Raw genomic sequence first — 25,853 nt, 5'->3', positions numbered from 1 at the left:
CCTCCCCCAAGGCAGTTCGAATGCATGTTCGACTCTAGCAGCCTATCTGCACCACCGGCAATAGCCGATGAAATCAGACCCCCAGCGCCGCCGCCGCGGCCCGGGCGAGGGATTCATCGACGGCGTCGTAGCCGCCGGACCCACCGCCGGGACCACCGCTGTCGGTGACGGTGCGGCGAGCGGAGAGGTGCACGGCGTCGACACCGGTGCCCGCGACCGCGGCGATGTCCTCGACGCGGATCCCGCCACCTGCCATCACTTGGATCCGCCCGTGCGCGTGGGCGACCATGCCGGACAGGGCGTCGAGGCCGTCGATGCACCGCGGCGCTCCTCCCGAGGTGAGGACCCGGATGATCCCCGACCGCGCGAGCGTGTCGATGGCGGTCGCCCTGTCGGCGACGACGTCCATCGCACGATGGAACGTCACCTCGACCGCGTACGGGTCGATGCCGTCGAGTAGGCGACCCAGAGCGTCCCGGTCGACGGACATGTCGGGCGTGAGTGCACCGAGCACGACCCCGGCCGCTCCGGCGCTCGCCGCAGCCCGGACGTCGCGGGCCATGACCGCGATCTCGTCGGCGTCGTAGACGAATCCGCCGGGTCGGCAACGGATCAGCGGGTGCACCGCGATCCCCTGGGCCGCGACCGCTTCGATCATGCCGAGGCTCGGCGTCAACCCGCCGGTCGCGCCGAGCGCGGTGCACAATTCGACGCGCACCGCGCCGGCACGCCGCGCGATCCGGGCACCCGCGACGTCCTGGACCGCCAATTCGAGTACGGGTGTCATCTAGAACGACTGCCAGGAAGGCTTGTGTTCCAGCGCATACCGGTAGTAGTCGGCGAGCTGCAACTTGCTCGCCGCGGCTTCGTCGATCACGACGGTCACGTGCCGGTGCAGCTGCATCACCGACGCCGGGCAGAACGCGGCGAGCGGTCCCTCCGCGGCGGCGGCGATCGCCTCGGCCTTGCCCTTGCCGAACGCGATCATCACCAGGTGCCGGGCTTCGCTGATGGTGCCCAGCCCCTGGGTGAGGACGTGGTGCGGGACGTCGTCGACGCTGTCGAAGAACCGCGCGTTGTCGAGGCGGGTCTGCTCGGTGAGGGTCTTGACGCGGGTGCGGGAGGTCAGCGCGGAGCCCGGCTCGTTGAATCCGATGTGGCCGTCGGTCCCGATGCCGAGAAGCTGCACGTCGACGCCACCCGCCTCGGCGATGGCCGCGTCGTACCGCGCACCTTCCTCGGCGACGTCGGGCGATTCGCCGTTCGGGCTGAGCACACGATCCGGGTCGAGGTTCACGTGGTCGACGAACTCCGAGCGGATCACCGAGAAGTACGACTGATCATGGCTTTTCGGAATTCCGACGTACTCGTCCAGCAGAAATGCCCGAGCTTCCGAGAAGTCCAGTCCGGACTCACGGTGCCTGCGGGCGAGTTCCCGGTAGCTCCCGAGCGGGGACGAGCCGGTCGCGAGGCCGAGCGTCGTCGGACCGCGGCGCACGTACCCCTCGACGATGTCCGCGACGGTCGAGCCGACCTCCGACGGCGTCTGCCGGATTACGATTTCCATGCGAGTCCTTCCGTTTCGGCGGGTATTCCGCCGACGAACACGCCGCGGGGGCGCAGTTGGTGATCGGTCACGACGATATCGGCGCGGCGGCCCGGGGCGAGGCTGCCGTGTTCGGACTCCAGGCCGAGCAGCCGGGCGGGAGTCCTGGTGGCGGAAGCGACGGCGTCGACGAGTCCGACGCCGCTGTCGACGACGGCGGTGCGGACCACGTCCAGCAGTCGTGCGGTGCCGCCCGCGATGGCCCCCTCGGACCCGTCGGTGGTCGCGAGCCGGGCCACACCGTGCGAGACGCGCACGTCCAGGGGCCCGAGCTGGTAGTCGCCGTCCGTGACGCCGGCGGCGGCCATGGCGTCACTGACGAGGACGATCTGGTCGGGTCCGACGGTGTCGAACACCATCGACACGGTCTCGGGCGCGAGATGCACTCCGTCCGCGATCAATTCGACGACGATGTCTCCTCGACCGGCCGCGGCCAGGAATGCGGCCACCGGCCCCGGCGCGCGGTGGTGCAGTGGCGGCATCGCGTTGAACAGGTGTGTGGCGGTCAGTGGGCCGCCGGAGGCGTCGGCGATCCTCGCGGACGTGGTCGCCGCGTCGGTGTCGGTATGGCCGAGGCTCGGTAGCACGTCACGCCGGCGCATCGCGGCGAGAAGTTCGCCGAAGTGCGCGGTCTCCGGCGCCAGGGTCATCGACCGGACGGTGCCGCGCGCCGCGTCGCAGATCCGCTCGAACAGGCCGGGATCGCCGGGGATCACGGACGCGGGATCCTGCGCACCGCACCGGGCACCGGAAATGAACGGGCCCTCCAGGTGGATCCCGAGGAGCTCACCGCGTTCCACCAGATCGGCGAGAACCCCGGCCTGCCGGAGAAGGTCCTGCTCCCCCGCCGAGACCAGGCTGCCGAGCAGTCCGGTGGTGCCGTGCTCGCGGTGATGATCCGCGGCCCGCCCGGCGCCGTCGGCGTCGGTGTTGGGAAACCCCGCGCCGGCGCCGCCGTGGCAGTGCAGGTCGATCAGGCCCGGCAACAGTATCGACGAACTCGGTTCCGGCAACGGCACCTGTCCGCGGTACTGCACCGCGGAGCCGACCCAGGAGATGCGGTCGTCGTCGGTGACCACCACACCGTCGGCGATCACGCCGTCCTCCACGACGACCTTGCCACGCAGGATCATCGAAGCGCTCCGGACGCGAGAGCTGCCACAGCCGATCGTCCGGCCTGCGGGGACCGTGCGGCGCGTGCGGCGGCGGCCATCTCCCGGCACAGGCCGAGGTCGGTGGCGGCCAGACGGGCACGCACAGCGCCCAGCGACGGGGCCACCATGGACAGGCTGGTGACGCCCAACCCGACCAGCACCGGCGCCAGCGCAGGATCGGACGCGGCTTCCCCGCAGACACCGACGGGTGCGCCTGCCTCTGTCCCTGCCGCGCCGACCAGGCCGATCAGGTCCAGGACGGCGGGCTGCCACGGGTCGAGCAGTGGGGCGAGGCTGCCTGCCATCCGGTCCACGGCGCACGTGTACTGGCTGAGGTCGTTGGTCCCGATACTGACGAAATCGAGGTGTTCGAGCAGGTCGCGGGCACGCAGCGCCGCCGAGGGGATCTCGATCATCGCCCCGACCGTGGCGATACCCCGCGCGCGGGCGAGCGCGGCGAACCCCTCCGCCTCCTCGGCCGTCGCGACCATCGGCGCCATCACCCACAGGTCCGCGCCGGTAGTGGCCGCGGCAGCGCCGAGCGCCTCCAACTGGGTGGCCAGGACGTCCGGGTAGACGGTGCCGACCCGCAGCCCCCGCACGCCAAGAGCCGGGTTCTCCTCCGCGCCGAGGTCCAGGAACGGCAGTGGTTTGTCGGAGCCGCTGTCGAGTGTCCGGACCACCACCTTGCGTCCCGCGAACTGCTCGAGCACCGAGGTGTAGGTGGCGATCTGCTCGTCGAGGGCGGGCGCGATCTGCCTACCGAGGTACAGGAATTCGGTCCGGAACAGCCCGACACCCTCCGAATCCGCGGTAGCGGCACGCGCGGCGTCGTCGACCGTCCCGATGTTGACGAGCAACCCGACGGGTGCCCCGTCCCGGGTGCGCCCCGGTCCCCGCGAACCCTCCACCCGCGCTCGCGCCTCCGTGATCTGTTCCGCCACCTCGGCCTGCCGGAGGTCGCTGGGGTCGACGACGATCTCGCCGGTCGTCCCGTCGAGCACCACAGGCCTTCCCTCGACCAACCGGTCGAGTTCGGCGCAGTTCACGATCGCGGGCAGGCCGAGCGATTTCGCCAGGATCGCAGTGTGAGAAGTCGGTCCGCCCTCTGCGGTGAGCAGCCCGACCACGTCGCTACCGCCGAGCATCGCGGTGTCCGCGGGCGAGAGATCCCGAGCGACGAGAACGAACGGATGCCCGGGATCGGGGATGCCGGGCATCGGCACCCCCAGCAGTACCGCGACCGCACGGTTCCCGAGGTCACGCAGGTCCGCGACACGCTCGGCCAGATACCCACCGAGGGCCTCGAGCTTGGCGCAGTAGCCGGCGAACGCGACGCTCACGGCGTGTGCCGTCGGCATGCCTGCGCGGAGGTTCTCCTCGGCGGCGGACACGATTCCCGGGTCGCGGGCCATGGAAGCCGACACGAGCAGGATCTCGGACGCGACGCCGTCCACCTGCGCGGCGCGGGCTTCGAGATCGCCGGACACGGTCGCGAGGGCGTCCCGCACACGGGCGAGTTCGGCCGTGACCGATTCGCCGACAGGGTCTTCGGCCGACGTCGCGACCGGTGTCCCGAACGCGAGCCAGGGTGCGCAGACCAGCCCCGGACTCACCCCGAGGCCGTGCACGAGAACTTCGGTAGCCGTCGACATCAGGCGGCGTCGAGGTCGGAGGCGAGCAGGTCGGCGAGGCGGTCGAGGGCCTCCTCGCTGCCCTCCCCTTCCGCGGTGATCGTCACCTCGGTGCCGAATTCGGCGCCGAGAGTCATCACCGCGAGCATGCTGCCTGCGTCCACCGGCGCGGACTCGCCGACCGCGATCTGCACTGCGACCGGTACCGCCGCGGCGGCCTGGGTGAACTTCGCAGCGGGACGGGCGTGCAGTCCGACCTTCGAACCGATGAGGACCGTTCGTGTAGCCATGCTCACTGACCTGCCTTTTCCGTGTCGGCGCTCGTTTCCGCGTCGTCCTCCCGACCGGGAGTGCGCAGGTTCCATTTCTTGATGACGAAGCTGAACAGGACGTAATAGATCACCGCGTACCCGAGCCCGATGGGGATCAGCATCCACGCGTTGGTGGCCTTGCCGAAGTTGAGCACGTAGTCGAAGAAGCCTGCGGAGAACGTGAATCCGTCGTGGATGCCGAGCGCGTTGACGAGCGCCATCGAGGTGCCGGTGAGGAACGCGTGGATCAGGTACAGCGGCCAGGCGACGAACATGAACGCGAATTCGAGGGGCTCGGTGATCCCGGTGAGGAACGCCGTCAGCGCGGTGGAGAGCATGATGCCACCCACGACCTTCTTCTGCGACGGCCGCGCGTTGCGCCAGATCGCCAGTGCGGCAGCGGGAAGGGCGAACATCATGATCGGGAAGAAGCCGGTCATGAAGATGCCTGCACTGGGGTCGCCGGCGAAGAACCGGTTGAGGTCGCCGCGGACGAGTTCGCCGCTCGCGTTCTGGTAGTCGCCGACGAGGAACCACACGGTGGAGTTCAGGATGTGATGCAGTCCGGTCGGGATGAGCAGGCGGTTGGCCATGCCGTAGACGCCGCCACCGACGACGGAGTTCTCGGCGACGGTCTCGCCCACCCACGTCAGCGCGGAGTTGAACGCCGGGTACAGGAACGCCATGAGGACGCCGACGACGAGACCGGTGAGGGCGGTGAGGATGGGAACGAGCCTGCGCCCGTTGAAGAATCCGAGGTAGTCGGGCAGTTTGGTGCGGTAGAACCGCTGCCACAGAATTGCGGACAGCAGTCCCATCACGATGCCCGCGAGCACACCGTAGTTGATCAGCGCCTGGTCGCCGTTCGGATCGGTCTTGCCTTCGAGGACGACCGGCGACATGGCCTCGAACACACCGTTGATGACCATGTATCCGACCACTGCGGCCAGGGCGGTGGACCCGTCGGCCTTCTTGGCCCATCCGATGGCGATGCCCACCGCGAAGATGAGGGGCAGCCAGGTGAACACTGCCTGGCCGGCTGCGGAGATGACGGACGCGGCGGTGTGCATCGAGTCGAATCGGCCGAGGAGGTCGTCCTGGCCGAGCCGCAGCAAGATGCCGGCCGCGGGAAGTACCGCGATCGGCAGCATCAGGCTGCGCCCGAGGCGCTGTAACCCGGCAAACACCGCTGATTCCTTTTTCGGGCTGTCTACGACAGTCATATCGGCCTTCTCTGTGCGCTTCGGTCGCCGAATCGGCGTCTGGTGAGTCCCGAAACCGGCGGCGGCGAGCGCGTCGTACGGCTTCGGGAAAACTATTGTGGACCAGCACCCCCAACGGGTACTGTCCGGTCATAACCAGTTGCTAGTTTGACCAGGTGAGCACAGGATGTCAACAGGCAAATGTGATCCAGCTAACCCATCCAGCACCATCACCTGCAGCTCGAACGCGAACTACGAGGGAGAACCGATGTCCAAAGCGGACGCAATCATCAGCGGCCTCGGCGGTGCCGACAACATCGTCGAGATCGAGGCCTGCATCACCCGCCTGCGCACCGAGGTCAAGGACGGCGCCAAGGTCGACGAGGCCGCACTCAAGGCCGCAGGCGCCCACGGCGTGTTGAAGGCGGGCAGCGTCGTCCAGGTCATCGTCGGCCCCGAGGCGGACACGCTGGCCGAGGACATCGAGGACATCCTGTGAGCCTGTCCGTTCAGGCTCCGCTGCCCGGCCGAGTGCTCGCCCTCGCCGACGTGCCCGACCCCGTGTTCGCCGGACAGATGGTGGGTGCCGGAGTCGCGATCGAACCAGCGCGCGACCGTGGCGCTCTCGACGTGCTCGCACCGATCTCGGGCAAGATCCTCAAACTGCACCCGCACGCGTTCGTCATCCTGGGCTCGGCGGGCGGCGGTGTGCTGGTGCACCTGGGAATCGACACCGTGAAGCTGAAGGGCGAGGGGTTCACCCTGCTGGCGGCGGAAGGTGACGAGGTCGACGCGGGTGATCCCGTGGTGCGGTTCGATCCGACCGAGATCGACGGCACGGGATACTCCGCCATCTGCCCGATCGTCGTCATGGATTCCACGCCGGATTCGGTGTCCACCGACACCGTGGGATCCGACGTGAGCACGGGCGACGCCCTGTTCGACTGGACGGCGCCGTAGGGACAGAGGGAACCTGCGTTCGGACACATCGACGTGGTGCGGGTCGGCGAGGGTACGCCGGTCCGCACCATTGTCCGGGTGCCGGCGCAACTCGCCATGAAATCAACTCAGCGTGCGGCTGATTCATGTCGGCCGCGGTTCCCGAGTGGCCGCGACCGTGAAGGCTTCAGGACGGGTGCTCGATGCTGTAGATGAGAGTCAGGACGCCTTGGCTGGCCTCGGTGGCGTGACCGGACAGTCCGGTCAGTTCCGCAGTACCCGAATGCGGGATCACGGTGCCGAACGTAGTCTGGTCCGGGCCGTCGGCCAGACCGCCATGTTGAATGACGAACGTTCCGTGCCGGCCGTCCAGTGTCGCTTGGATGCGTTCCGACGCCACGTAACCGGCACCTTCGGGACCCTGCGCGGTCAGAACCTCCGCGACCCCGGTTCCCGCCAGAGCGCCTCGGTAGGTCTTGCGGATCACGACCCTGGTCAATTTCGGGCCTTCGGCTGGCTCGTCGTAGGGAATCTCATCCCAGCTGTCGATGTCGAACTCGGCCTTGACTGTTCGTTGCGTTGTGGTGTCAGCCATGAGCAGAGAATGCCAGACCGGACCGACAACTGTAAGCCTGGCTCAGACGCTGCGCTGAGCCCGCTCCCCCTGAACTTCCATCTGCAGTTGATAGCGATCGGACCGGTACCAGCTGCGGGTGTGCTCGACCGGTGTGGGGCCGCTGAAGGACACCCGGTCGAAGTACATCACCGGGGCGCCCTTCTTGATGCCGAGCAGGGTCGCGATCTCCTGGCTCGCCCCGTCGGCACTCACGGTCTGCTCCGCCCGGTCGATCGGCATGCCGTACTTGTCGGCGGTGGCCCGGTAGATCGAGCCCGTGAGGTCGAGGTCCAGCAGGCCGGGAAGCAGCGCGGCGTTGAACCACCCGTCGTCCACGCTGACCGGTTCGCCGTCCGCCAGCCGCAGCCGTTTGACGTGATAGGCGCTGGTGTCCGGCGCGATGCGCAGCGCCTTCGCGGTGGCCTCCGGCGCCGCGTCCTCCTCGCTCTCGAGCACCACCGTCGTCGGCTTGTGCCCCTGCGCCCGCATCTCCTCCGTGAACGAGGCCAGGTGGAGTTTCGACTGCACCGGACGATGCGCCACGAACGTGCCCTTGCCACGCACCCGCACCAGGTGGCCCTCGTTGACGAGCTGCCCGATCGCCTCCCGAACCGTGATCCGACTGACGCCGTAGTCCTGCATCAGTTTTCGTTCACTCGTCATCAGGTCGCCGGGCTGAAGTTCCTTGGTGCACTTGTGCAGCAGGATGGCACGGAGTTGCTCGTGCTTCGGAATCACGCTGTCGCGTAGATGTACGGGCATCATTCCGGCGGCTCCAGCTCTGTCAGGGGTCGGACACATCGGATCAGACAGTGGGACTGCAAAGGTCCCGTCCGGTCCGGTCCAACCACGAGAATACGTGATCCGGACGCTCCGGCCTACCGTGCGGCCTCGGCCAACACCTCCAGATACTTGCGCGTCATCACCCGCTGCACGACCCGGCCCGCGGGTCCGCCGAGCCGGGTGAACCACCGACCCGGTTTCGAGAACGCCGAGATGGTCGCGAGCACGGTGCCGTCCGGCCGCTGTTCGACGACGAAGCTCTCCTCTCCGCTCTCGGGGTGACCCGGCAGCGTCCCGTAGGCGAATCCCGTGCGATGCGGTTCGTCGACCACGTAGACGACCCGGCAGGAGAACGTCAGCCGAAGCGGACCGATGCCCCATCGCAGTTCCACCGACGTGCCGGGTGCGGCCGTCGGAGCGTCGGCCCGCACGTCCAGCCCGGCGCCGCGGTGCATACCCCAGGCACAGAGGTGGGTGGCGGCCGCGTCGAATGCGTCTGCCCCGTAACCGATCACCTTCTGCTCGGTCAGATGGTGATATCCCGCGGGGAAGGGAACGTCGCGGCTCGCACCCACCTCCGGGTACGTGAACGCGGGCAGGTCGTCTCGGGAGGTAGTGATGGCGGGATCCTCTCGGTCCGGACGTCACGAGCAGGTGGAAAGGCACGTTACCCGGCGCACGGCCTCGAGGCCTTCCGGGGTGCCCGGCCAGTGCCGGGCCACGACCTGCGGACCCGCGCGGCGAACCACCGAACGAAGCGTGAAACCGATGATGATCACGTCGTCGGCGTATCCGATGACGGGGACGAAATCGGGTATCAGATCGATCGGAACCGCGAGATAGACCAGCAGCAGGACGAGCCGGACGCGCACACCGCGGGGCAGGTCCGGATCGGCCGCGAGTCGGCGCAGGAGACGGAGCAGATCCGGCAGCAGCCGGATCGCCTCCCCGATCCCGGTGCTGTCGGGTCTCGATCGCCACAGCACGAGCGCCAGCACCACCCAGACGGCCAGCAATCCCGCTGCCGCGCCGATCAGGATTGGCCATGCCGCCGCCCACACCTGCCCCGGATCCATACGCTGCGCCTATTGCTCCGACCGGACCGCGGGACGGATGTTCTGGTTCACGTGGAAGAGGTTGTCCGGATCGTACTTCGCCTTCACCTGTGCGAGCCGGTCGTAGTTGCCGAGGTAGGAGGCACGCACGCGGTCCTCGCCCTCGGACATCATGAAATTGACGTACGCCCCGCCCGCCGTCGTCGGGTGGAGGGCCTCCCAGTACCGCTTGGCCCAGTCCGTGATGACCTCGGCGTTGGCCGGATCCGGGTCGACACCGACGATCACCCCGGCCCAGCCGCCGTCCCGGTACGCGAACGCCGTGGCATCCTCGGCGACCCGCGTCGCCGCGCCGTCGATGGGATACATGTGCATGGTCGAATGACCGGTGGGCAGCTGACGGCCGAACTCGAGATGGATGTCGATGGCGTCGTCGGAGATCTCCCGGACGAAGTCCGCGCGCCAGTACCACTGCAATCCCGCCGGGTACAGTCCGTCGAAGGCGGATTGCAATGCGGTGAATGGCATTTCGTGAAGTCCGACCAGCAGTGGGTTTCCGAAGTCGCGGATCGGTCCGAGTACCGCGTCGGCCTTGTCCGGGTCGCCGGTGTAGCACCAGACGATGCCGCACGCCTTGCGTCCCCACAGTTCCTCGGGGAACGGGGGCGCCGGCGGAATGGTCAGCAGGCCGATCCAGCCATTGAGTTCCTCGGGCAGCGACGGCAGGAGTTCGCGATACCACCGCATCACGTCGGGGGTGTCTTCCAGGTCGTACAGCACCGGCCCGCCGACGACGGTGCCGTGGTCGCCGATGTCGTGACACGCGAACTGGAACGACGTGACCACACCAAAGTTTCCGCCGCCTCCCTTCAGCGCCCAGAACAGGTCCGGGTGGGACCGTTCGCTCGCCGTCACCAGAGTGCCGTCGGCAAGGACGACATCGGCGCTGAGTAGGTTGTCCACGGTGAGACCGAAACGGCGCGTCAGGTAGCCGATTCCGCCGCCGAGCGTCAGCCCGCCGACACCGGTGGAGGCGATGAACCCGGACGGGGTGGCCATGCCGAACGGCACGGTGGCATGGTCGACGTCGCTCCAGGTGCACCCGCCGTCCACCCGGACGGTCCGGTCGGCCGGCGACACCGTGGTTGCGCGCATCCCCGACAGATCGATCACGAGGGCGTCGTCCCACACGCCGAGACCTCCCGCGTTGTGGCCCCCGCCGCGAACCGCGAGTTCGACGTGATGCTCCCGCGCGAACCGCACGCACGCGACGACATCCGCGGCGTTGGCGCACCGTGCGATGGCCGCGGGTCGACGGTCGATCATCGCGTTGTACACCGCACGCGCGTCGTCGTAGCCGTCGTCGTCGGGGGTGATCAACTCTCCGCGCAACGATGCGGCCAGTTCTGCGTAGGGGGGCGGCGTCGTCGTCGACGGTGTCGAATTCGTGGTGGTGGTGCTCATGACCTTCTCCTCGGATCGGCGGGCCCCGGACGGGCCTTACCTGGTAATTCACACCGTAGGAATCCGGCGTTCGCGCACCGTTCGCGCCGACGTCCCGCCCGCGAACGGCCCGGCGCCCGCACGCAGACGCAGCACCTGCGGCAACCACCAGCGGTCGTCGTATTGCTCGGCGGCGATCAGGGCGGCATCGAGCGTGGCACGGGCCGCGCAGGTGTGACCGACGTCGATCTGGACCTCCGCCAGCAGCGAGAGCCAGTAGGCCATGCGCGCGAACGCCCGCTGCCGCCGCAACTCGGCGAGCCCCTGGCGGATCTTCGCGATACCGGGTTCGCCGCCGACGAGCCTGCCTTCGAGGATCTGCGACCACTGGCTGTAGTAGGCGAAGTGGTAGCGCTCGCACAGCTCCCGCAACTCGGTGAGTGAGGCGAGGAGCGCGGTGTCGTCGCCTCGCATCTGATTCAGCACCGACGCGTATCCCAACGCCACCGCGAGACTGTAGGGGTGGCCGCAGGTCCTGCCCAATGCGAGGGCATCCGCGCACGACCGCGCCGCCTTCTGCTCGTCACCGATCATCCAGTACGCGTGCGACTCCCAGGCGTGGGCATGCACTTCGAGCCTGGTTCCGAGGATGAAGGAATAGTCGTCGGAGAACGATCCCAGCGCGACGTCGAAATGTTCGATCGCTTCTTTCGGCCGGCCGAGAGCCAGGGCAGCCCCCGCTACGGAGAACTGCGCCTGACCCTCGAATTCGGGATCGGCCGCGGACAGTTCGAGGGCACGCGCGCCGATGCCGTGGGCATGCGCGGTGTGCCCCTGCACGAAATGTGCCGCGAACAATCCGATCAGGGCGCCGAGCACGATTTTCGGCCGGCGGAGACGCTGCCCCAGCTCCACGGTGCGGTCCAGCGTCTGCTCGAGCTCGGCGGAGGAGTACCCGTACAGGGTGGTCAGCGGCGCCGACATGCCCTGCCGCACGTCCACCTCGTGAGCGTCCCGGTTGCGGCCTACCGGCATCGCCTCGAGAAGGTCGAGGCAGTCCCGGAAGTGCCGCAGAGCCTCCGCGTTCGCGAACATGCTGGCTGCCATCTCGGCGGCGCGCTGCAGGTACTGGAGGGCGCGGTCGGGGCGGCCGCCGCGCCGGTACTGCTCGGCGAGCTGCGCTGCCACGTCGTCGGTGCTGCCCGCGTGGAGAAGTTCGAGTCCCTGCGCGAGGCGCCGATGCAGGAGCCAGCGGCGCGGCGGGCTGACCGAGCGGTACGCGGCCTCCCGGACCAGGTCGTGCACGAAGTCGTAGCCGGTGCCCGCCGGCCGGACGATCCTCCGCCGCCACAGTTCGTCCACCGCCTGGACGAGAGAATCCGTGTCCAGGTCGCTCGCCTCGCTGAGCAGGTCCAGATCGAAATCCGTGCCGAGCGCAGCGGCAAGGCCGGCGACGTCCCGCGCGGGTTCCGAGCACTGTTCGAGCCGCCGCTGCAGCACCTCCCCCAGGTCGTCGGCGCCCCCGGTCGCATCCGTGCCGGGCACCATCCTGGCGGCCTCGACGACGTACAGCGGGTAGCCCCCGGTCGCGGCGTACAGGACCGCCTCCTCCGCGGGGTCCAGCGCCAGGCCGCCGAGGGACCGCGCCAGTTCCGCGGTCCCCTCCGAGGTCAACGGGTCCACCTCGACGTCCGTGACCAGCCGTGCCGACCGGAGGGCTCGCAGCGCTTCCCGCACATCGTGGCGGGACCGCGCCTCGTCCGTGCGGGCGGTCGCCGCCACCAGGACGCACATGTGGGTGTCGAGTGAGAGCAGGAACGCCAGCCAGGCCGCCGTCTCCGCGTCACACCACTGCAGATCGTCGAGGACGAGCAGGACCGGCCGGCCGGACGACAGCACCGCCCGCGTCGTTCCCTCGAAGAAGCGGTGACGCTGCCATGCGTCCACCATCGCCCGGGACGTCGACGGTCGCGGCCCGGCCTCGGCGCTCGGGACCAGCCGTTCGACCTCGGCCCGCCACATCGGGTTCAGCGACCCGATGGCGGACCGAAATCCCGGGCTGCGCAGCCACTCGGCGACGGGCGCCAGCGCGACGCGGCCCGGCAGTCCGAAACACCGCGTCGTCGCCACCACCGCCCCGTCGGCGCGGGCGATCTCCGCGAGTTCGGTGGTCAACCGGGTCTTGCCGACACCCGCGTCCCCCGAGACGAGCAGCAGTCCCTGCCTGCCGTCGAGCGACTGCCGCCAGCGCCGTTGTAGCTCCCCGCGTTCACGCTCCCGTCCGATCAGAGCGGGCACCGCGGCCCGGACGCGTTCGGGCCTGCGAGATGCGGCGGCACCGGCCCTCGGGTGCTCCCCCAGCAGGTTGTCGAACAGTCTGCTGGTCGCCGCGCTCGGTGCGACCGCGAGTTCGGTTTCCAGAACGGCCGCGCACCGGTGGTAGGTGGTCATCGCCGCCGCCCGGTCGCCCGACGCGGCCTGCAGTTCCATGAGCGTCCGGTACCCGACCTCCTCCAGTGGGTCGAGCTGGATACGCCGGCGTGCGCACGCCGTGGCCGTCTCCACGTCACCCGACTCCCGCAACACCCGCACCGTCGCCTCACAGAGTTCGACGCACTGCCTGCGCAGCACCTCGCGGTGCTCGAGGACCCAGTCTTCGTACGTGCCGGGCATGAGCTCGCCGCGATAGGTGTCGATCGCGCGGTCCGCGTGATCGAGAAATGCCCGCGCGTCGGAATCGGCGAGGGCGGCGACGGCGGACGACCGCTCGTTGCGGAAAGTGTCGACGTCCACCCGGCACGACGGCGAGTCCGTCCAGGTGAGCGTCGGCCCGTCCGCCGCGAGCGCACCGTCCGATCCGAGGAGACCGCGAAGGTTGTGCAGTTCCCGCCGGAGGTTGGTGCGGGCCTGCTGCTCGCTCGACTCCGGCCAGAACAGCCCTGCGAGACGGTTCCTCGACTGGGCGAGACCGGCGTGCAGCACCAGATAGGCCAGCAGCGCGATCGCCCGTGACGAGATGGGGCCGACCCGGACATCCTCCGGGTTCGATACACGCTGTTCGCCGAGCAGGTAGACCGTCAACATGACTGACCAGCTCCCGGTCGCGGAACGAGGCGAGCTTCCGCGCCCTCATCATCGCACGGTCAGCGGAAGTGCTGGTACAGCGCTTTCAGCTCCCGGATCGCGGCGTCCACCGCACGCTCGTCCTCACTGACCGATCGGACCGCTTTCCGCAGCAGCAGGGGGTCGAGGTCGTCGATCGCCGCCCGGAAGTCGGCGTCGGGCAGGGCGGGCAGCGAGGAGTCGTCGCCGAACCAGTCGTCGACGTCCGCGTCGGAGGAGTCGCCGCCGACACCGTCGATCAGCATGTCCAGATCGACGCCGCGCAGCGTCAGGATCTCGAGCGGGTTCTCGTCGATGCGTTCGGTGGTGAGGTACGCGACCGCGGCCGCATGCTTGCACGGCCAGCCGTCGTCCGGGCAGGTGCAGTCGTAGTTCAGCGCCGACGCCCCGGCGGGCAGCAGCAGGGGCCCCAGAACCTCCGGAACTCCGCCGCCCGCCAGCATCGCGAGACTGCCGGGTTGCCGACGCACCAGCGCGACGAGTTCCGCGACTTCCGCCTCGTCGAGGCGGTCGATCGAGACGGTCGCGACGAACGGCTGGAGCTGACTGCCCTGGACCTCCCCCGTGACCATCCCACCGGCGATCTCGAGCGAGATCACCTGACCGCTGCGCGCGTAGTTCCGCCCGCGGCTCATCCGGCCCTTGTCGGCGACGAACTCGATGATGTCCACGAACTCGCGGCCCCACCACGTGCGCCCGAACGATCCCCGCCGGGACCGTGCCTCCAGCCCGCCCGTCACCGGTCGTCGCTTGCCGTACTGGCCGAAGTACGGCCCGGGTCGCCGGTTCGTCATTCGCCCACCGCCTCGTCACCGAGTCGCAGCAGTTCACCCAGTTGCTCGGTGCTCATCTCCGTCACCCAGTTCTCACCCGTCCCGACGGCGAGATCGGCCAGCTCCTGCTTGGTGGCGATCATCGCATCGATCCGTTCCTCCAGGGTTCCGACGCACACGAGCTTGCGCACCTGCACGTCCCGCCGCTGGCCGATCCGGAACGCCCGGTCGGTGGCCTGGTTCTCGACCGCCGGGTTCCACCACCGGTCGAGGTGGACGACGTGATTGGCCGCGGTGAGGTTCAGGCCCGTCCCGCCCGCCTTCAGCGAGAGCATCATGATCGGCGGCCCGTCGTCGCCCTGGAACGAGGCCACCATGTCGTCGCGCTTCTGCTTGGAGACACCCCCGTGCAAAAACGGCACGGTAGTACCGAAACGCTCCGCGAGGTACGGGGTGACGAGGTCACCGAATTCCCGGAACTGGGTGAACAGCAACGCCTTCTCGCCGTCCGCGACCACGGAGTCCAGAATGTCCTCGACGAGCCCCAGCTTGCCGGAGCGGTGCTGTCCGCGCCGCATCACCGCCGACCCGTCGCGCAGGAAATGCGCCGGGTGGTTGCACACCTGCTTGAGTTTCGTCAGGGCAGCGAGGACGGCGCCCTTGCGCTTCATCCCCTTCTTGTCCTTGATCTGCGCCATCATGTCGTCGACCACCGCCCGGTACAGCGCGGCCTGCTCCGCGGTGAGGTTGGCGCGGACCGTCATCTCGAACTTGTCGGGGAGGTCGGCGATGACCACGGGATCGGTCTTGACGCGGCGCAGCACGAACGGGGACGTGACCGCGCGGAGCCGGGCGACGGCCGTCTCGTCCTGCTCCCGCTCGATCGGCACCACGAACCGCTTGCGGAACATCGCCTCCGAACCCAGAATGCCCGAATTCGCGAAGTCCAGGATCGAGCGCAATTCGTCCAGTCGGTTCTCGACCGGAGTGCCCGTCAGCGCGACGCGGTGTGCCGCCGGAATGCTCCGCGCCGCCCGCGCCTGCGACGTCTTCGCATTCTTGATGTGCTGCGCCTCGTCCAGCACGACGCGCCGCCAGTCCTGCTCCTTCAGCTCTGCGACGTCGCGGGCCAGCAGCGCATACGTGGTGATCACCAGATCGCTCTGCGTCACGGCGGCCGTGAAGTCGTCACCGCTCAGCCGCTGCGGACCGTGGTGGACGAGCACCCGCAGCGAGGGAACGAAGCGTGCCGCCTCGCGCTGCCAGTTGCCGACCACCGACATCGGGCACACCAGCAGGGTGGGGGTGGGCGCGTTTTCATGGGCCAGCAGCGCGAGCAACTGCAGCGTCTTGCCGAGACCCATGTCGTCGGCGAGGACGGCGCCGAGACCGAGGCGGCTCATGAACACCAGCCAGTCGAGCCCCCGCTTCTGGTACGGGCGCAGCGTGGCGTCCAACCCGTCCGGCGTCGGCACGTCCTGCGGCTTCGTGTCGCCGTCCAGCAACGCGGCCGCCCAGCCGGTGGCCGTGACCTCCTCGACGGGAAGGTCGGAGAGATCGTCCGCGATCAGGTCTTTCAGCAGGTCCACGATGGCCCGGTCGCCGCTGGCGTGCCGCTCCGCCACGTAGCGCGCCGCGCGGGACAGCACCTCCTGGTCCGCCCGGACCCACTCGCCGCGCAGCCGCACGAGATCACTCTTCGAGTTGACCAGTCGATTCATTTCCGCGGCGGTGAGAACCGTGTCGCCGAGTGCCAGCTCCCAGTTGTACTGCACCAGCTGGTCTTTGCCGACCGCCCGGTTCTCCGCGCTCGCCGGGGTGCTCGGCGAGCTCACCCTCAGCCGCATCGACGGCGACGCCACACTCCACGCCCGCGGCAGCAGCAGGCTGATGCCCTTCTCCTTCAACGCCACCGCCCCGTGCCCGACGAGGTCGATGACCACGGCGGTGGGCAACATCAGGTCCAGGCTGTCGGGGTCACTGGGGACGTCCTGCAGTCGCGGGTAGGCGGAGACGGCCTCCGTCAGTTTGCGCACCCCGATCTGCAGGCGGCTCGCCTCCGTGCGGTGCAGCGGAATCGGCACCGGCGCTTCGCCTTCCGGACGAAGACAGACCTCCAGTCGCCACAACACCGTGTCCGGATCCCAGTCCCCCTCCACGTCCACGTCTTCCGGCTCGAGGAGCCGCAGCACCAGTTCGGGCTCGTCCACCTTGAGGCTGTCGCGCCACCCGTCCAGCGAACCCGACAGCTGGGCGGTGCCCTCGGCGAACTGGTCGCCGCGCACGAGCGCCGCGATCAGCGGGTGATCCGCATCGGTGCCGGAATCGTCCGGGTGCCGTCGTTCGAGGACCCGGCGGGCGACGGGATCGGTCAGCTCGGTGACCATGTCGTCGAGCACGGCCCGGGGGGTCGTGCCGTGACGCTGGACCGGCGGCATCGCGACGGCCAGTTCCGTGAGCCACGCACGCTGGCGCTCACCGCCGAGCAGCCGCCAGCGCGGCCACCAGCCGCCCTCCGCCCGGTGTGCCTCGGGCACCACCCGGCCGGCCCGTGCCCACCGCTCGACACCGCGGGCGACGTGGGCGAGGTAGCGCAGATCCCCTGCGATCCGGGGGTCGCGGGCAGACACCGACAGCAGGAACTCCGTCGCATCCGGTGGTGCCAGCGCGACCGCGGCCCACTCGAGCATCTCCGGCCCCGACGGCGTCGGCATCGGCACCTTCACGTGGTGCCGGAACTTCCGTGCCAGCACCCGTCCGACCGCATCCGTCGGCTCCTCGGCGGCCGGATTCCGGTCCTCTACCCACAGCATGAGGCCCGAACCGGGTGTCCAGAGGCCGTGCAGCATGCACCCATCCAATCAGGCGCGACCGACAGCGGGAGAAGTCCCTGCTCGAGACATGTAACCCTCGACGATATTCCACCGATGAACGAGTTGGCGGCTGTCCACGCCGGTAACTCACCGGGATCGCTGCCGAACGTGATCGCAGTGATCGGAGGAAGACGAAATGGACATGGAACAGATCTTGGAAGTTCTCGTTCAACTCATCCAGGTCCTCGGACCCTTGATGGGTGGCGGTGGCGGTGGCGGAGGCGGAGGCACAGGCTCCCTAGGCAGCCTGTTCGGCTCCTGAGTTCTCATGAGAAGGCTCGCCGACTCCAATTCGGCGGGCCTTCTTCGTGCCCGAATCCTGGCCCCGGTTCGTGATAGGACTGTGGGCGTGAGCATGGCATACGGCTTCAGCGAGTACGGCGGCCCCGAGACACAGCAGTTCTTCGACGTCCCCGTTCCCTCCCCCGGTCCCGGACAGCTGCTGGTCGCCGTCCATGCGACCGGCGTGAATCCCGCCGATTGGAAGGTGCGGGCGGGAACGCGCAAGGACACCGTCCCCGTCACTCTTCCCGCCGTTCTCGGCCGGGAGGTCGCCGGTGTGGTCGCCGAGACCGGTCCCCGGGTGACCGGCTTCGCGGTCGGCGATCCCGTGTTCGGCGCGACCGCCACCGGGTTCGGCGGATACACCGAGTACACGCTGGTCAACACGGCCTCGGCAGCACACAAGCCCGACTCGGTCTCGTTCACCGACGCGGCCACGCTTCCCGTCGCAGCGGGAACCGCGTACGACGCGCTGGCCACCCTGGACCTGGCGCCCGGCAGTCGGTTGCTCGTCGTCGGCGCGGGCGGTGGCGTGGGGGTGGCGGCGCTGCAGTTGGCCGCGGCGCGGGACGTCAGCGTGATCGGAGTCGCGAGCGAGAGCAAGCGGGAGGTCGTCGAATCGCTCGGCGCCAGCTGGGTGGCGTCCGGAGAGAGACTGGCTGCACGCGTGCCCGGCCCGGTGGACGCAGTCTTCGACCTCGTCGGCGGTGACGCGCTCGCCGAGGCGGCGCGGGTGGTCGCGGATCCGGCGGCGATCATCAGCACCGGCGACCCGCTCGCCGCGCGGGACCTCGGCGGCTCGGGAGTGGAACGGCGCCGAACGTCCGCGGTGTTCGCGGAGCTGGCCGCGCTGGTGGCCGACGGAACCCTCGACCCGCGGGTCGCGCACCGATTCCCGTTCGCACACGCCGGTGACGCTCTCGCGATGGTGGAGTCCGGTCACACGAGCGGCAAGGTCGTGATCGAGTTCGGTTAGCAGGTCTGGATTTCACCCGTTCCGAGGTAGATGCTGGAGAGACGTAACTGCCGGACACTCGGGAGTCGGTCATGAGCATCCTGATCCAGGTTCTCGAACAGGGGTACGCGCTCACCACTCCGTGGGAGCAACGGAAGTACGCCTTCGTCGATGCCACGCACATCGTCACGATTCGACTGGACGGGCAGTCGGGCGTGTGGCTCGACGGGATGAAACACGGTGAGGCACACAGGCTTGCGGTCACCCCGACCCCCAGCGAGGCGATCTTCTTCCTCCTCCGCACCCTCGATCTGCTCGCGGAATGCCGGCAGAGCGGCGGTTCCTGGGTGATCGGCCACGACGGCATGCACCTGTCGTCGATCGCCGCGGTACGCCTCCCCTTCACTTGACCTGTCGGGGGCCCGGTGCATACTCCGGGCGGTAGGGGGAAAGTCGTCGAGCGCCGGGGGGACGCATGAGACTTCTGTACGCGGCCGCGTGGATGGCCACGATCCTGTCGGTCTCCGGTTGCGGGGTGTCGCTCCTCGACCTGCGCGACGAGCCCGCGCCGGGCAGTCCGCGCCGCGCGCACATCGAGGAGTTGCTCGGCCGGGTCGCGACGGTCGTATCCCGTCCGCACCCCGGCGGATACCAGCGCGGGTGTTCGGGCAAGGAGTTGTGCGTCTTCGGCCCGGCCTGGACCGACAACCAGGACGCCGCCGGCGGCCACGACGGGTGCGACACCCGCAACAACGTTCTCGCGATCGACCTCCGCTCGGTGGCGTTCCGCGACGGCACCCGCGACTGTGTGGTGCTGAGCGGGGTCCTGGCCGATCCGTACTCCGGCGACGTGCTCCCGTTCGACCGAGCCGACGCGAAAGCCGTTCAGATCGACCACGTCTACCCGCTGGCGGCGGCGTGGGACATGGGCGCGTCGACGTGGTCGCCCGAGCGTCGGCTCCGGTTCGCCAACGACGTCATGTTCAATCTGCTGGCCGTCAACGGAGCGGACAATCAGGACAAGGGCGACCGGACCCCGCAGGACTGGCTACCACCGAACCCGGCGTACCACTGCTTCTACGCGGGCAAGTACCTCTCCGTGGCGGTGGAGTACGGGCTTCCGGTGACGCTGGCGGACCGCGACGCGCTCGCCGAGGTGGCGCAGCGGTGCCCGTGAGCGCCTCAACTCACCGTGAAGGATCGCGTGTGCCAGCCGGTGGCGCCACCCGGGATCGGCCGGGTCCGCTCCTCCACCTGAACGTTGCCGTCCAGATCGGTGGCACGCACTTGGAGGGTGTGCAGCCCGGACGTGGCCTGCCACTCCCAGGTCCACTGCCGCCAGGTGTCGATGGTGTACTGCGGGGCGAGAGTCGCGGTCTGCCACTCGCCGTTGTCGACCCGCACCTCCACTTTCTCGATGCCGCGGTGCTGCGCCCAAGCGGTTCCGGCGACGAGCACCGGCCCGGGCGCGGTGGGCGCGAACGAGGCGGGCACGTCAATCCGGGACGCGGTCTTGATCGGACCTTCCGCGGACCAGCCGCGCTTCGTCCAGTAGGCCTCCGCCTTGTCGAATCGCGTGAGTTCCCAATCCACCACCCATTTGGTGGCCGACACGTAGCCGTAGAGACCGGGGACCACCTGCCGCACCGGGTAACCGTGTTCGAACGGCAACGGCTGGCCGTTCATCGCCACCGCGAGGATCGCGTCGCGTCCGTCCCGCAGGGCCTCGACCGGGGTGCCCACCATGAAGTCGTCGCTACTCGTGGACAACAGCATGTCGGCGTCGGGGTGCACACCGGCGTCGTCGAGGATGTCCTTGATCGAGTAGCCGATCCACGTGGCATTGCCCGCGAGATTTCCGCCGACCTCGTTGGACACGCACGTCAACGTGACCACCCGTTCCACGGGCGTCCTCGAGACCAGGTCGTCCCACGTCAGCGTGAGCTCGCGGTCGACCATGCCGTGGATGCGCAGTTGCCAGTCGTCCGTCGTCAACCGCGGGACCCGCAGTGCGGTGTCGATCCGGTAGAACTCCTCGTTCGACGTGACGAACGGGGTGGCGCCCGGCACGTCGATGTCGGTGCCCGGAGCGATCGGGGCGGCCCGGTCCGTCACCTCGGGAACGGCGAAGGCACGGCGGTTGTCGACGGCGCCCGCGACCTGCTGCCCGAGGTACCGGCCGGCGGCTCCCGCGGCCGCGGCAGTCGCTGCGGCGGCCGCGGCCAACAGAAGAAATGTCCGGCGCGGCAACCACGAATCCTCGACGTCGGAGTCCTCGGGCGCCCGCGCGGCGGTCGTCAGCACCCGCAGAACCGCGATGCCGGCAACGACCCCCACCACGGTAGGCAGCGCAAACATCCACGTGGCGCTGGGGCGCTGGGTCGAGGCATAGATTCCCACCAGCCCGAGAACCGCCAGGATCGCGCTGCCGAACGGGGCCCGAGGGCGCTCGACGATGCCCGCGGTCGCGGCGAGGAGCACGATGAGGATCGTCATGCCGACGAAGAGTGCGGGTTTGTCGTTGGTGCCGAACGTGTCGATCGCGAACTCGCGAGCCCAGGCGGGACTGCGGTCCACCGTCGTCGACCCGACCGCATAGAACGGTGACGAGTTCGGGTCGATCAGCGCCGACAGCAGTTCGCCCACCCCGAGCACCATGCCGGCGGCGATCACTCCGGCGAGCGCGCGGGAGACCAGGTGCCGCCGCCTCCGGGGCGTCCGCGCCGCCTCGTGCCGGTCACCGATCGTCGTTGTCATCGCAGCCCTGCTCCTTTGCCGTCGTCACCGTGTATTCGGAGCTGAGAACGCGCACGGATGGGAGCCCACTACTAGTATTTACCGGATGAACCAGCTCGACAAAGACACTCTTCTCTGCATCTCGCTCTCCGGCCGACCGAGCAACATCGGCACCCGGTTTCACAATTATCTGTACGGCGAGCTGGGCCTCAATTTCGTCTACAAAGCGTTCACCACCAACGACCTCCAGGCCGCGGTCGGCGGCATCCGCGCGCTGGGCATTCGCGGCGCCGGCGTCTCCATGCCGTTCAAGGAGCAGATCATCGAGTACGTCGACGTGATGCACGAATCGGCGTCGGTCATCGAGTCCGTCAACACGGTGGTCAACGAGGACGGGGTGTTGCACGCCCACAACACCGACTATCAGGCCATCGCGAACCTGTTGCGCGACAACGCGTTGCCCCACTCGCTGTCCGTGGCGGTGGCCGGCAGCGGCGGAATGGCCAAAGCTGTGGTCGCCGCCGTGCGCGACTACGGCTTCACGGACGTGACCGTGGTCGCCCGCAACGAGACGACGGGCGGCGCCGTCGCGAAGCTGTACGGATTCGAGTGGCGACCCGAACTCGGCGCGGCACGGCCAGGGCTCCTGATCAATGCCACCCCCGTCGGCATGGCGGGCGGTCCCGAAGCCGACGATCTGGCGTTCGAACTCGACGCGATCGACGCGGCGGAGGCCGTGTTCGACGTGGTCGCCATGCCTGCCGCGACACCGCTGATCCGGGCCGCCGCCGAACGCCACAAGACCGTCATCACCGGCGCCGAGGTGATCGCGCTGCAGGCGGCGGAGCAGTTCGTCCTCTACACCGGTGTGCGTCCGTCCCCCGAAGAGATCCGCAGGGCATCCGAGTATTCACGGTCGTGAGGTGAGCACAGCGCCGCCCGACCAGGGCCCCGCGATTCAGCGCACCCTTTTGTGAACTGTTGTTCCACAACAGCTTTCATTCTTCGTGATTCCAGCACGCCACGGATCGCACTCGCGTCCGAATCTGGATCAATTCAATTTTGGGTCTTGACATGAATTGTGACCCCTGTCACGCTTCTCTATACGGAATCATTATTTCGCATTGTGGAAGAAGGGTCGCATGGATCTCGATGCAGGACTCCAACGATTCAACGAGGCTTCACAGTCCGAGGCAACGGAACTGGTGCGGATCTGCCTGGATATTCCCCGGTGGGCAGACGAACTCGTGTCCGCCCGGCCGTACCCCGATCGCGCCTCACTTCTCACCGCGGCCAGAACGGGCGCCGGCCCACTCTCCGCGGACGAGATCGAACAAGCCCTCGCGCACCATCCCCGAATCGGTGAACCCCCGGGAGGCGACGACGCCGAGGCGCACCTGGCACGCTCGGAGCAGTCGAACGTCGATTCGTCCGACGCGGCAGCGCACAAACGGCTCACCGACGGCAACCGTGCCTACGAGGACAAGTTCGGACGGGTCTTCCTCGTCCGCGCCGCCGGCCGCAGCACGTCCGACATCCTCACCGCACTCGACCGCCGGCTGCTCAACGACGAGGCCAGCGAATTAGCCGTTGTCGCAGAGGAACTACGCGACATCGCCGCACGTCGACTCGCCGGAATGCTGGACGCATGAGCGACGTCAGCCAGGTCACCACCCACGTGCTGGATGCGGCCGAAGGCATACCCGCGCGGGAGGTGCCTGTCACGCTGACGGTCCAGCGGCAGTCCGACTGGATCACCGTGGCCGACGCCGTCACCGACGACGACGGACGCGTCACAACCCTGGGCCCCGCCCGACTCGAGCCGGGCATCTACCGGATCGTCTTCGACACCGGACGCTACTTCGCAGCGAAGGGTCGTCCGGCGTTCTACCCCGACGTCACCATCACGTTCACCCTGACCGACAGCGAACAGCACTACCACGTACCTGTCCTTCTCAGCCCGTTCGCATACTCGACCTACCGAGGGAGCTAATCATGAGCAAGATCGTGCTCGGCCAGAACCAGTACGGCAAGGCAGAAGTCCGGTTGGTCAAGATCACCCGGGACACGAAGCGACACGAGATCGAAGACGTCACCGTGACTTCGCAATTGCGCGGCGACCTCGACGCGGTGCACACCGAAGGCGACAACGCGCACGTCGTGGCCACGGACACCCAGAAGAACACGGTGTACGCGTTCGCCCGCGACGGCGTCGGCTCGATCGAGACGTTCGCCATGCGACTCGGACGGCACTTCACGTCGGAATTCGAGTGGATCACCGGCGGCCGATGGGAGATCGAGCAGTACTCGTGGGCGCGGATCCCGGTCGACGGCGAAGGCCACGACCATTCCTTCGTCCGATCGAGCGACGAACGGCGGAACACCGTGGTCACCATCGACGGCGACCGGACGTGGATCGTGTCCGGCCTGAGCAACATGGTGGTGCTGAAGTCGACGGGCTCGGAGTTCCGGGGCTACCCGAAGGACAAGTACACCACCCTGCAGGAGACGTCCGACCGGATCCTCGCGACGTCGGTGAGCGCCCGGTGGCGGTACCTCACCACCGACGTCGACTTCGACAAGACCTTCGAGAACGTGCGGGCAGTCATGCTGGAGGCGTTCGCCACGACGCATTCGCTCGCGCTGCAGCAGTCCCTGTTCCAGATGGGTTCGGCGGTACTCGAGGCGCATCCCGAGATCGCGGAGGTGAAGTTCTCGATGCCGAACAAACACCACTTCCTCGTCGACCTGGAACCGTTCGGACTCGACAACCCCGGCGAGGTGTTCTTCGCGGCCGACCGCCCCTACGGGCTGATCGAGGCGACCGTCGAGCGCGAGGACGCTCCCGACGCCGGCCGCGCCTGGGATTCCGTTCCCGGATTCTGCTAGGAACGCGGCGATGAAGCGGATCGGACACCGGGTTGCCGGAACAACCGGACCCGAGGACGAGCGTTTGCCGCTCGGAAAGTCGTACGTCTACGGGTTGCAGCACATCCTGACGATGTACGGCGGCGTGATCGCGCCTCCCCTGATCGTCGGCGGCGCCGCCGGCTTGACCGGCGTCGAGATCGGACTGCTCGTGTCGGCGGCATTGTTCGTCAGCGGTGCGGCCACACTGCTGCAGACCCTCGGCGTTCCCTACTTCGGGGCAAAACTTCCCCTGGTGCAGGGCATTTCCTTTGCCTCGGTGTCCACCATGGTGGCGGTGGCCAGTGGTCCGGGCGGACTGCGATCGGTCTTCGGGGCCATCATGGTCGCCGGCGCGATCGGACTGTTGATCAGCCCGTTCTTCTGCAGGATCGTGCGCTACTTCCCGCCCGTCGTCACCGGGTCGATCATCACGGTCATCGGCATCTCCCTCCTGCCGGTCGCGGTGCGCTGGGCGATGGGTGGCAACGCCAAGGCCCCGGACTGGGGGTCGATGTCCAACATCGGGCTCGCCGGGTTCAGCCTGTTCATCGTGTTGCTGGTGAGCAGGCTGGTCCAGGGAACCCTGTCGCGGTTGTCGATCCTGATCGGCATCGTCGTGGGAACCCTGTTCGCCGCGCTGATTGGCAAGGCCGACTTCGGCGCCGTCGGGAAGGGCGCGATCTTCGAACTGCCGCAGGTGTTCTCGTTCGGAACTCCCCTGTTCCAGATCGGTGCGATCATCTCGATGACCGTGGTGATCCTCGTGATCATGACCGAGACGACGGCGGACATCCTCGCGGTCGGCGAGATCGTGGGAACGAAGGTCGATGCTCGCCGGGTAGGCGACGGTCTCCGCGCCGACATGCTCGCCACCACCGTGGCACCGGTGTTCGGCACGTTCCCGGCCAGCGCGTTCGCTCAGAACGTCGGGCTCGTCGCGATCACGGGGATCAAGAGCAGGTACGTCGTCGCGGCCGGAGGTTCGGTCCTGTTCGCTCTCGGGCTGTTCCCCATCCTGGGGCGGCTGGTCGCCTCCGTGCCGCTGCCCGTCCTCGGCGGTGCGGGGATCGTCCTCTTCGGTTCCGTGGCGGCGAGCGGAATCCGGACCCTGTCCAAGGTGTCGTACGACGGCAATCTCAACCTGGTGATCGTCGCGGTGGCACTCGGTTTCGGTGTCATACCGATCGCGGTGCCCGAGTTCTACGCAGCCTTCCCGGAATGGGTGCACATCGTCTTCGACTCGGGAATCAGCGCGGCGAGCATCGTCGCGGTGCTGCTGAACATCCTGTTCAACGAGATCAAGGCCGGCAACCGGCCCACTCCCTCGGTGGTCTCGGCGGCGCCGCCCGTCCTCGTCCACCGAGCCGAGGACTCGGAGCACCCGGCAGGCACGGCGCGCACCTCCGCCGTGCGCAAGGAGTGAAGACCCGCTCCACGCCACCCCGCGCAACTCGCTGG

The 25,853-nt window shown here is 68.4% G+C and carries 25 protein-coding genes; 10 read left to right on the top strand and 15 right to left on the bottom strand.

Features of this window, described 5'->3' with window-relative positions:
• Positions 1-73: 73 nt before the first annotated feature.
• Genes OYT95_RS30915 through OYT95_RS30890 form a run of 6 tightly spaced genes read right to left on the bottom strand, consistent with a single transcriptional unit; the run spans position 74 to position 5,928 of the window.
• Positions 74-787: a copper homeostasis protein CutC gene (locus OYT95_RS30915; protein WP_268789959.1), complete on the bottom strand. Its 714-nt coding sequence runs from the start codon at positions 785-787 to the stop codon at positions 74-76.
• On the bottom strand, positions 788-1,567 hold the full coding sequence (gene nagB / locus OYT95_RS30910; RefSeq protein WP_268789958.1) for a glucosamine-6-phosphate deaminase: 780 nt from the start codon (positions 1,565-1,567) through the stop codon (positions 788-790).
• Positions 1,555-2,739 carry an N-acetylglucosamine-6-phosphate deacetylase gene (locus tag OYT95_RS30905; RefSeq protein WP_268789957.1) on the bottom strand — a complete coding sequence of 395 codons (1,185 nt, stop codon included), beginning with the start codon at positions 2,737-2,739 and terminating at the stop codon, positions 1,555-1,557. The genes nagB and OYT95_RS30905 overlap by 13 nt, the downstream gene beginning before the upstream one ends.
• Positions 2,736-4,415, bottom strand: coding sequence for a phosphoenolpyruvate--protein phosphotransferase (ptsP, locus tag OYT95_RS30900; protein ID WP_268789956.1), 1,680 nt, complete (start codon positions 4,413-4,415; stop codon positions 2,736-2,738). The genes OYT95_RS30905 and ptsP overlap by 4 nt, the downstream gene beginning before the upstream one ends.
• The gene (locus tag OYT95_RS30895; protein WP_005563035.1) at positions 4,415-4,690 is read right to left on the bottom strand and encodes an HPr family phosphocarrier protein; all 276 of its coding nucleotides are present in this window, start codon (positions 4,688-4,690) and stop codon (positions 4,415-4,417) included. The genes ptsP and OYT95_RS30895 overlap by 1 nt, the downstream gene beginning before the upstream one ends.
• On the bottom strand, positions 4,687-5,928 hold the full coding sequence (locus OYT95_RS30890) for a PTS transporter subunit EIIC (protein WP_052033584.1): 1,242 nt from the start codon (positions 5,926-5,928) through the stop codon (positions 4,687-4,689). The genes OYT95_RS30895 and OYT95_RS30890 overlap by 4 nt, the downstream gene beginning before the upstream one ends.
• Before the next feature lie 247 nt (positions 5,929-6,175).
• Between OYT95_RS30890 and OYT95_RS30885 the strand changes: the two genes are divergently transcribed.
• Together OYT95_RS30885 and OYT95_RS30880 are read left to right on the top strand one after the other, a co-directional pair.
• Positions 6,176-6,406, top strand: a complete 231-nt coding sequence (locus OYT95_RS30885) for a glucose PTS transporter subunit EIIB (protein ID WP_005563039.1) — start codon at positions 6,176-6,178, stop codon at positions 6,404-6,406.
• Positions 6,403-6,867 (top strand): PTS sugar transporter subunit IIA, encoded by a 465-nt coding sequence (locus OYT95_RS30880; protein WP_268789955.1) that lies wholly within the window; start codon positions 6,403-6,405, stop codon positions 6,865-6,867. The genes OYT95_RS30885 and OYT95_RS30880 overlap by 4 nt, the downstream gene beginning before the upstream one ends.
• A 166-nt stretch (positions 6,868-7,033) precedes the next feature.
• On the opposite strand, the gene OYT95_RS30875 is transcribed toward OYT95_RS30880, so the two are convergent.
• From OYT95_RS30875 to OYT95_RS30840, 8 genes are all read right to left on the bottom strand, one after another.
• A complete protein-coding gene (locus tag OYT95_RS30875; RefSeq protein WP_268789954.1) occupies positions 7,034-7,441 on the bottom strand; it encodes a DUF3224 domain-containing protein in 408 nt (135 codons plus the stop codon).
• A gap of 42 nt (positions 7,442-7,483) precedes the next feature.
• Positions 7,484-8,227: a GntR family transcriptional regulator gene (locus OYT95_RS30870; protein ID WP_268789953.1), complete on the bottom strand. Its 744-nt coding sequence runs from the start codon at positions 8,225-8,227 to the stop codon at positions 7,484-7,486.
• 113 nt (positions 8,228-8,340) lie between these two features.
• Positions 8,341-8,820 (bottom strand): DUF1990 family protein, encoded by a 480-nt coding sequence (locus OYT95_RS30865; protein WP_268789952.1) that lies wholly within the window; start codon positions 8,818-8,820, stop codon positions 8,341-8,343.
• Positions 8,821-8,889: 69 nt separating this feature from the next.
• Entirely contained in the window at positions 8,890-9,321 is a 432-nt protein-coding gene (locus OYT95_RS30860) for a YkvA family protein (RefSeq protein ID WP_268789951.1), read from the bottom strand.
• A 9-nt stretch (positions 9,322-9,330) separates the two neighbouring features.
• Positions 9,331-10,764: an FAD-binding oxidoreductase gene (locus tag OYT95_RS30855; RefSeq protein ID WP_268789950.1), complete on the bottom strand. Its 1,434-nt coding sequence runs from the start codon at positions 10,762-10,764 to the stop codon at positions 9,331-9,333.
• Positions 10,765-10,812: 48 nt separating this feature from the next.
• Entirely contained in the window at positions 10,813-13,827 is a 3,015-nt protein-coding gene (locus tag OYT95_RS30850) for an ATP-binding protein (RefSeq protein WP_268789949.1), read from the bottom strand.
• Between the two features lie 59 nt (positions 13,828-13,886).
• Positions 13,887-14,660, bottom strand: coding sequence for an SWIM zinc finger family protein (locus OYT95_RS30845; protein ID WP_037240066.1), 774 nt, complete (start codon positions 14,658-14,660; stop codon positions 13,887-13,889).
• Positions 14,657-17,488, bottom strand: a complete 2,832-nt coding sequence (locus tag OYT95_RS30840; protein WP_268789948.1) for a DEAD/DEAH box helicase — start codon at positions 17,486-17,488, stop codon at positions 14,657-14,659. The genes OYT95_RS30845 and OYT95_RS30840 overlap by 4 nt, the downstream gene beginning before the upstream one ends.
• Positions 17,489-17,867: 379 nt before the next feature.
• On the opposite strand from OYT95_RS30840, the gene OYT95_RS30835 reads away from it, so the two are divergent.
• From OYT95_RS30835 to OYT95_RS30825, 3 genes are all read left to right on the top strand, one after another.
• Positions 17,868-18,770, top strand: a complete 903-nt coding sequence (locus tag OYT95_RS30835; RefSeq protein ID WP_268792295.1) for an NADP-dependent oxidoreductase — start codon at positions 17,868-17,870, stop codon at positions 18,768-18,770.
• A 71-nt stretch (positions 18,771-18,841) separates the two neighbouring features.
• Positions 18,842-19,159, top strand: a complete 318-nt coding sequence (locus OYT95_RS30830) for a hypothetical protein (protein ID WP_037240073.1) — start codon at positions 18,842-18,844, stop codon at positions 19,157-19,159.
• Between the two features lie 65 nt (positions 19,160-19,224).
• Entirely contained in the window at positions 19,225-19,926 is a 702-nt protein-coding gene (locus OYT95_RS30825) for an HNH endonuclease family protein (RefSeq protein WP_268789947.1), read from the top strand.
• Between the two features lie 5 nt (positions 19,927-19,931).
• Here the strand turns inward: OYT95_RS30825 and OYT95_RS30820 are convergent, their stop codons facing one another.
• Positions 19,932-21,506: a molybdopterin-dependent oxidoreductase gene (locus OYT95_RS30820; protein WP_268789946.1), complete on the bottom strand. Its 1,575-nt coding sequence runs from the start codon at positions 21,504-21,506 to the stop codon at positions 19,932-19,934.
• 85 nt (positions 21,507-21,591) lie between these two features.
• Here OYT95_RS30820 and OYT95_RS30815 point away from each other — a divergent pair, with 85 nt between their 5' ends.
• The 5 genes from OYT95_RS30815 to OYT95_RS30795 all read left to right on the top strand — a co-directional run bounded on the left by OYT95_RS30815 (position 21,592) and on the right by OYT95_RS30795 (position 25,818).
• The gene (locus tag OYT95_RS30815; RefSeq protein WP_268789945.1) at positions 21,592-22,407 is read left to right on the top strand and encodes a shikimate 5-dehydrogenase; all 816 of its coding nucleotides are present in this window, start codon (positions 21,592-21,594) and stop codon (positions 22,405-22,407) included.
• A 220-nt stretch (positions 22,408-22,627) separates the two neighbouring features.
• Entirely contained in the window at positions 22,628-23,137 is a 510-nt protein-coding gene (gene uraD / locus OYT95_RS30810) for a 2-oxo-4-hydroxy-4-carboxy-5-ureidoimidazoline decarboxylase (RefSeq protein ID WP_128641784.1), read from the top strand.
• Positions 23,134-23,478, top strand: coding sequence for a hydroxyisourate hydrolase (gene uraH, locus OYT95_RS30805; RefSeq protein ID WP_037240118.1), 345 nt, complete (start codon positions 23,134-23,136; stop codon positions 23,476-23,478). The genes uraD and uraH overlap by 4 nt, the downstream gene beginning before the upstream one ends.
• Before the next feature lie 2 nt (positions 23,479-23,480).
• A complete protein-coding gene (pucL, locus tag OYT95_RS30800; protein WP_081792633.1) occupies positions 23,481-24,374 on the top strand; it encodes a factor-independent urate hydroxylase in 894 nt (297 codons plus the stop codon).
• 10 nt (positions 24,375-24,384) lie between these two features.
• The gene (locus OYT95_RS30795; protein WP_037240089.1) at positions 24,385-25,818 is read left to right on the top strand and encodes a nucleobase:cation symporter-2 family protein; all 1,434 of its coding nucleotides are present in this window, start codon (positions 24,385-24,387) and stop codon (positions 25,816-25,818) included.
• Positions 25,819-25,853: the final 35 nt, after the last annotated feature.

This window comes from Rhodococcus sp. JS3073 (genome assembly GCF_026810085.1).
Lineage (GTDB): Bacteria > Actinomycetota > Actinomycetes > Mycobacteriales > Mycobacteriaceae > Rhodococcus_F > Rhodococcus_F wratislaviensis.
This window is presented reverse-complemented; position numbering and strand designations above follow the sequence as displayed.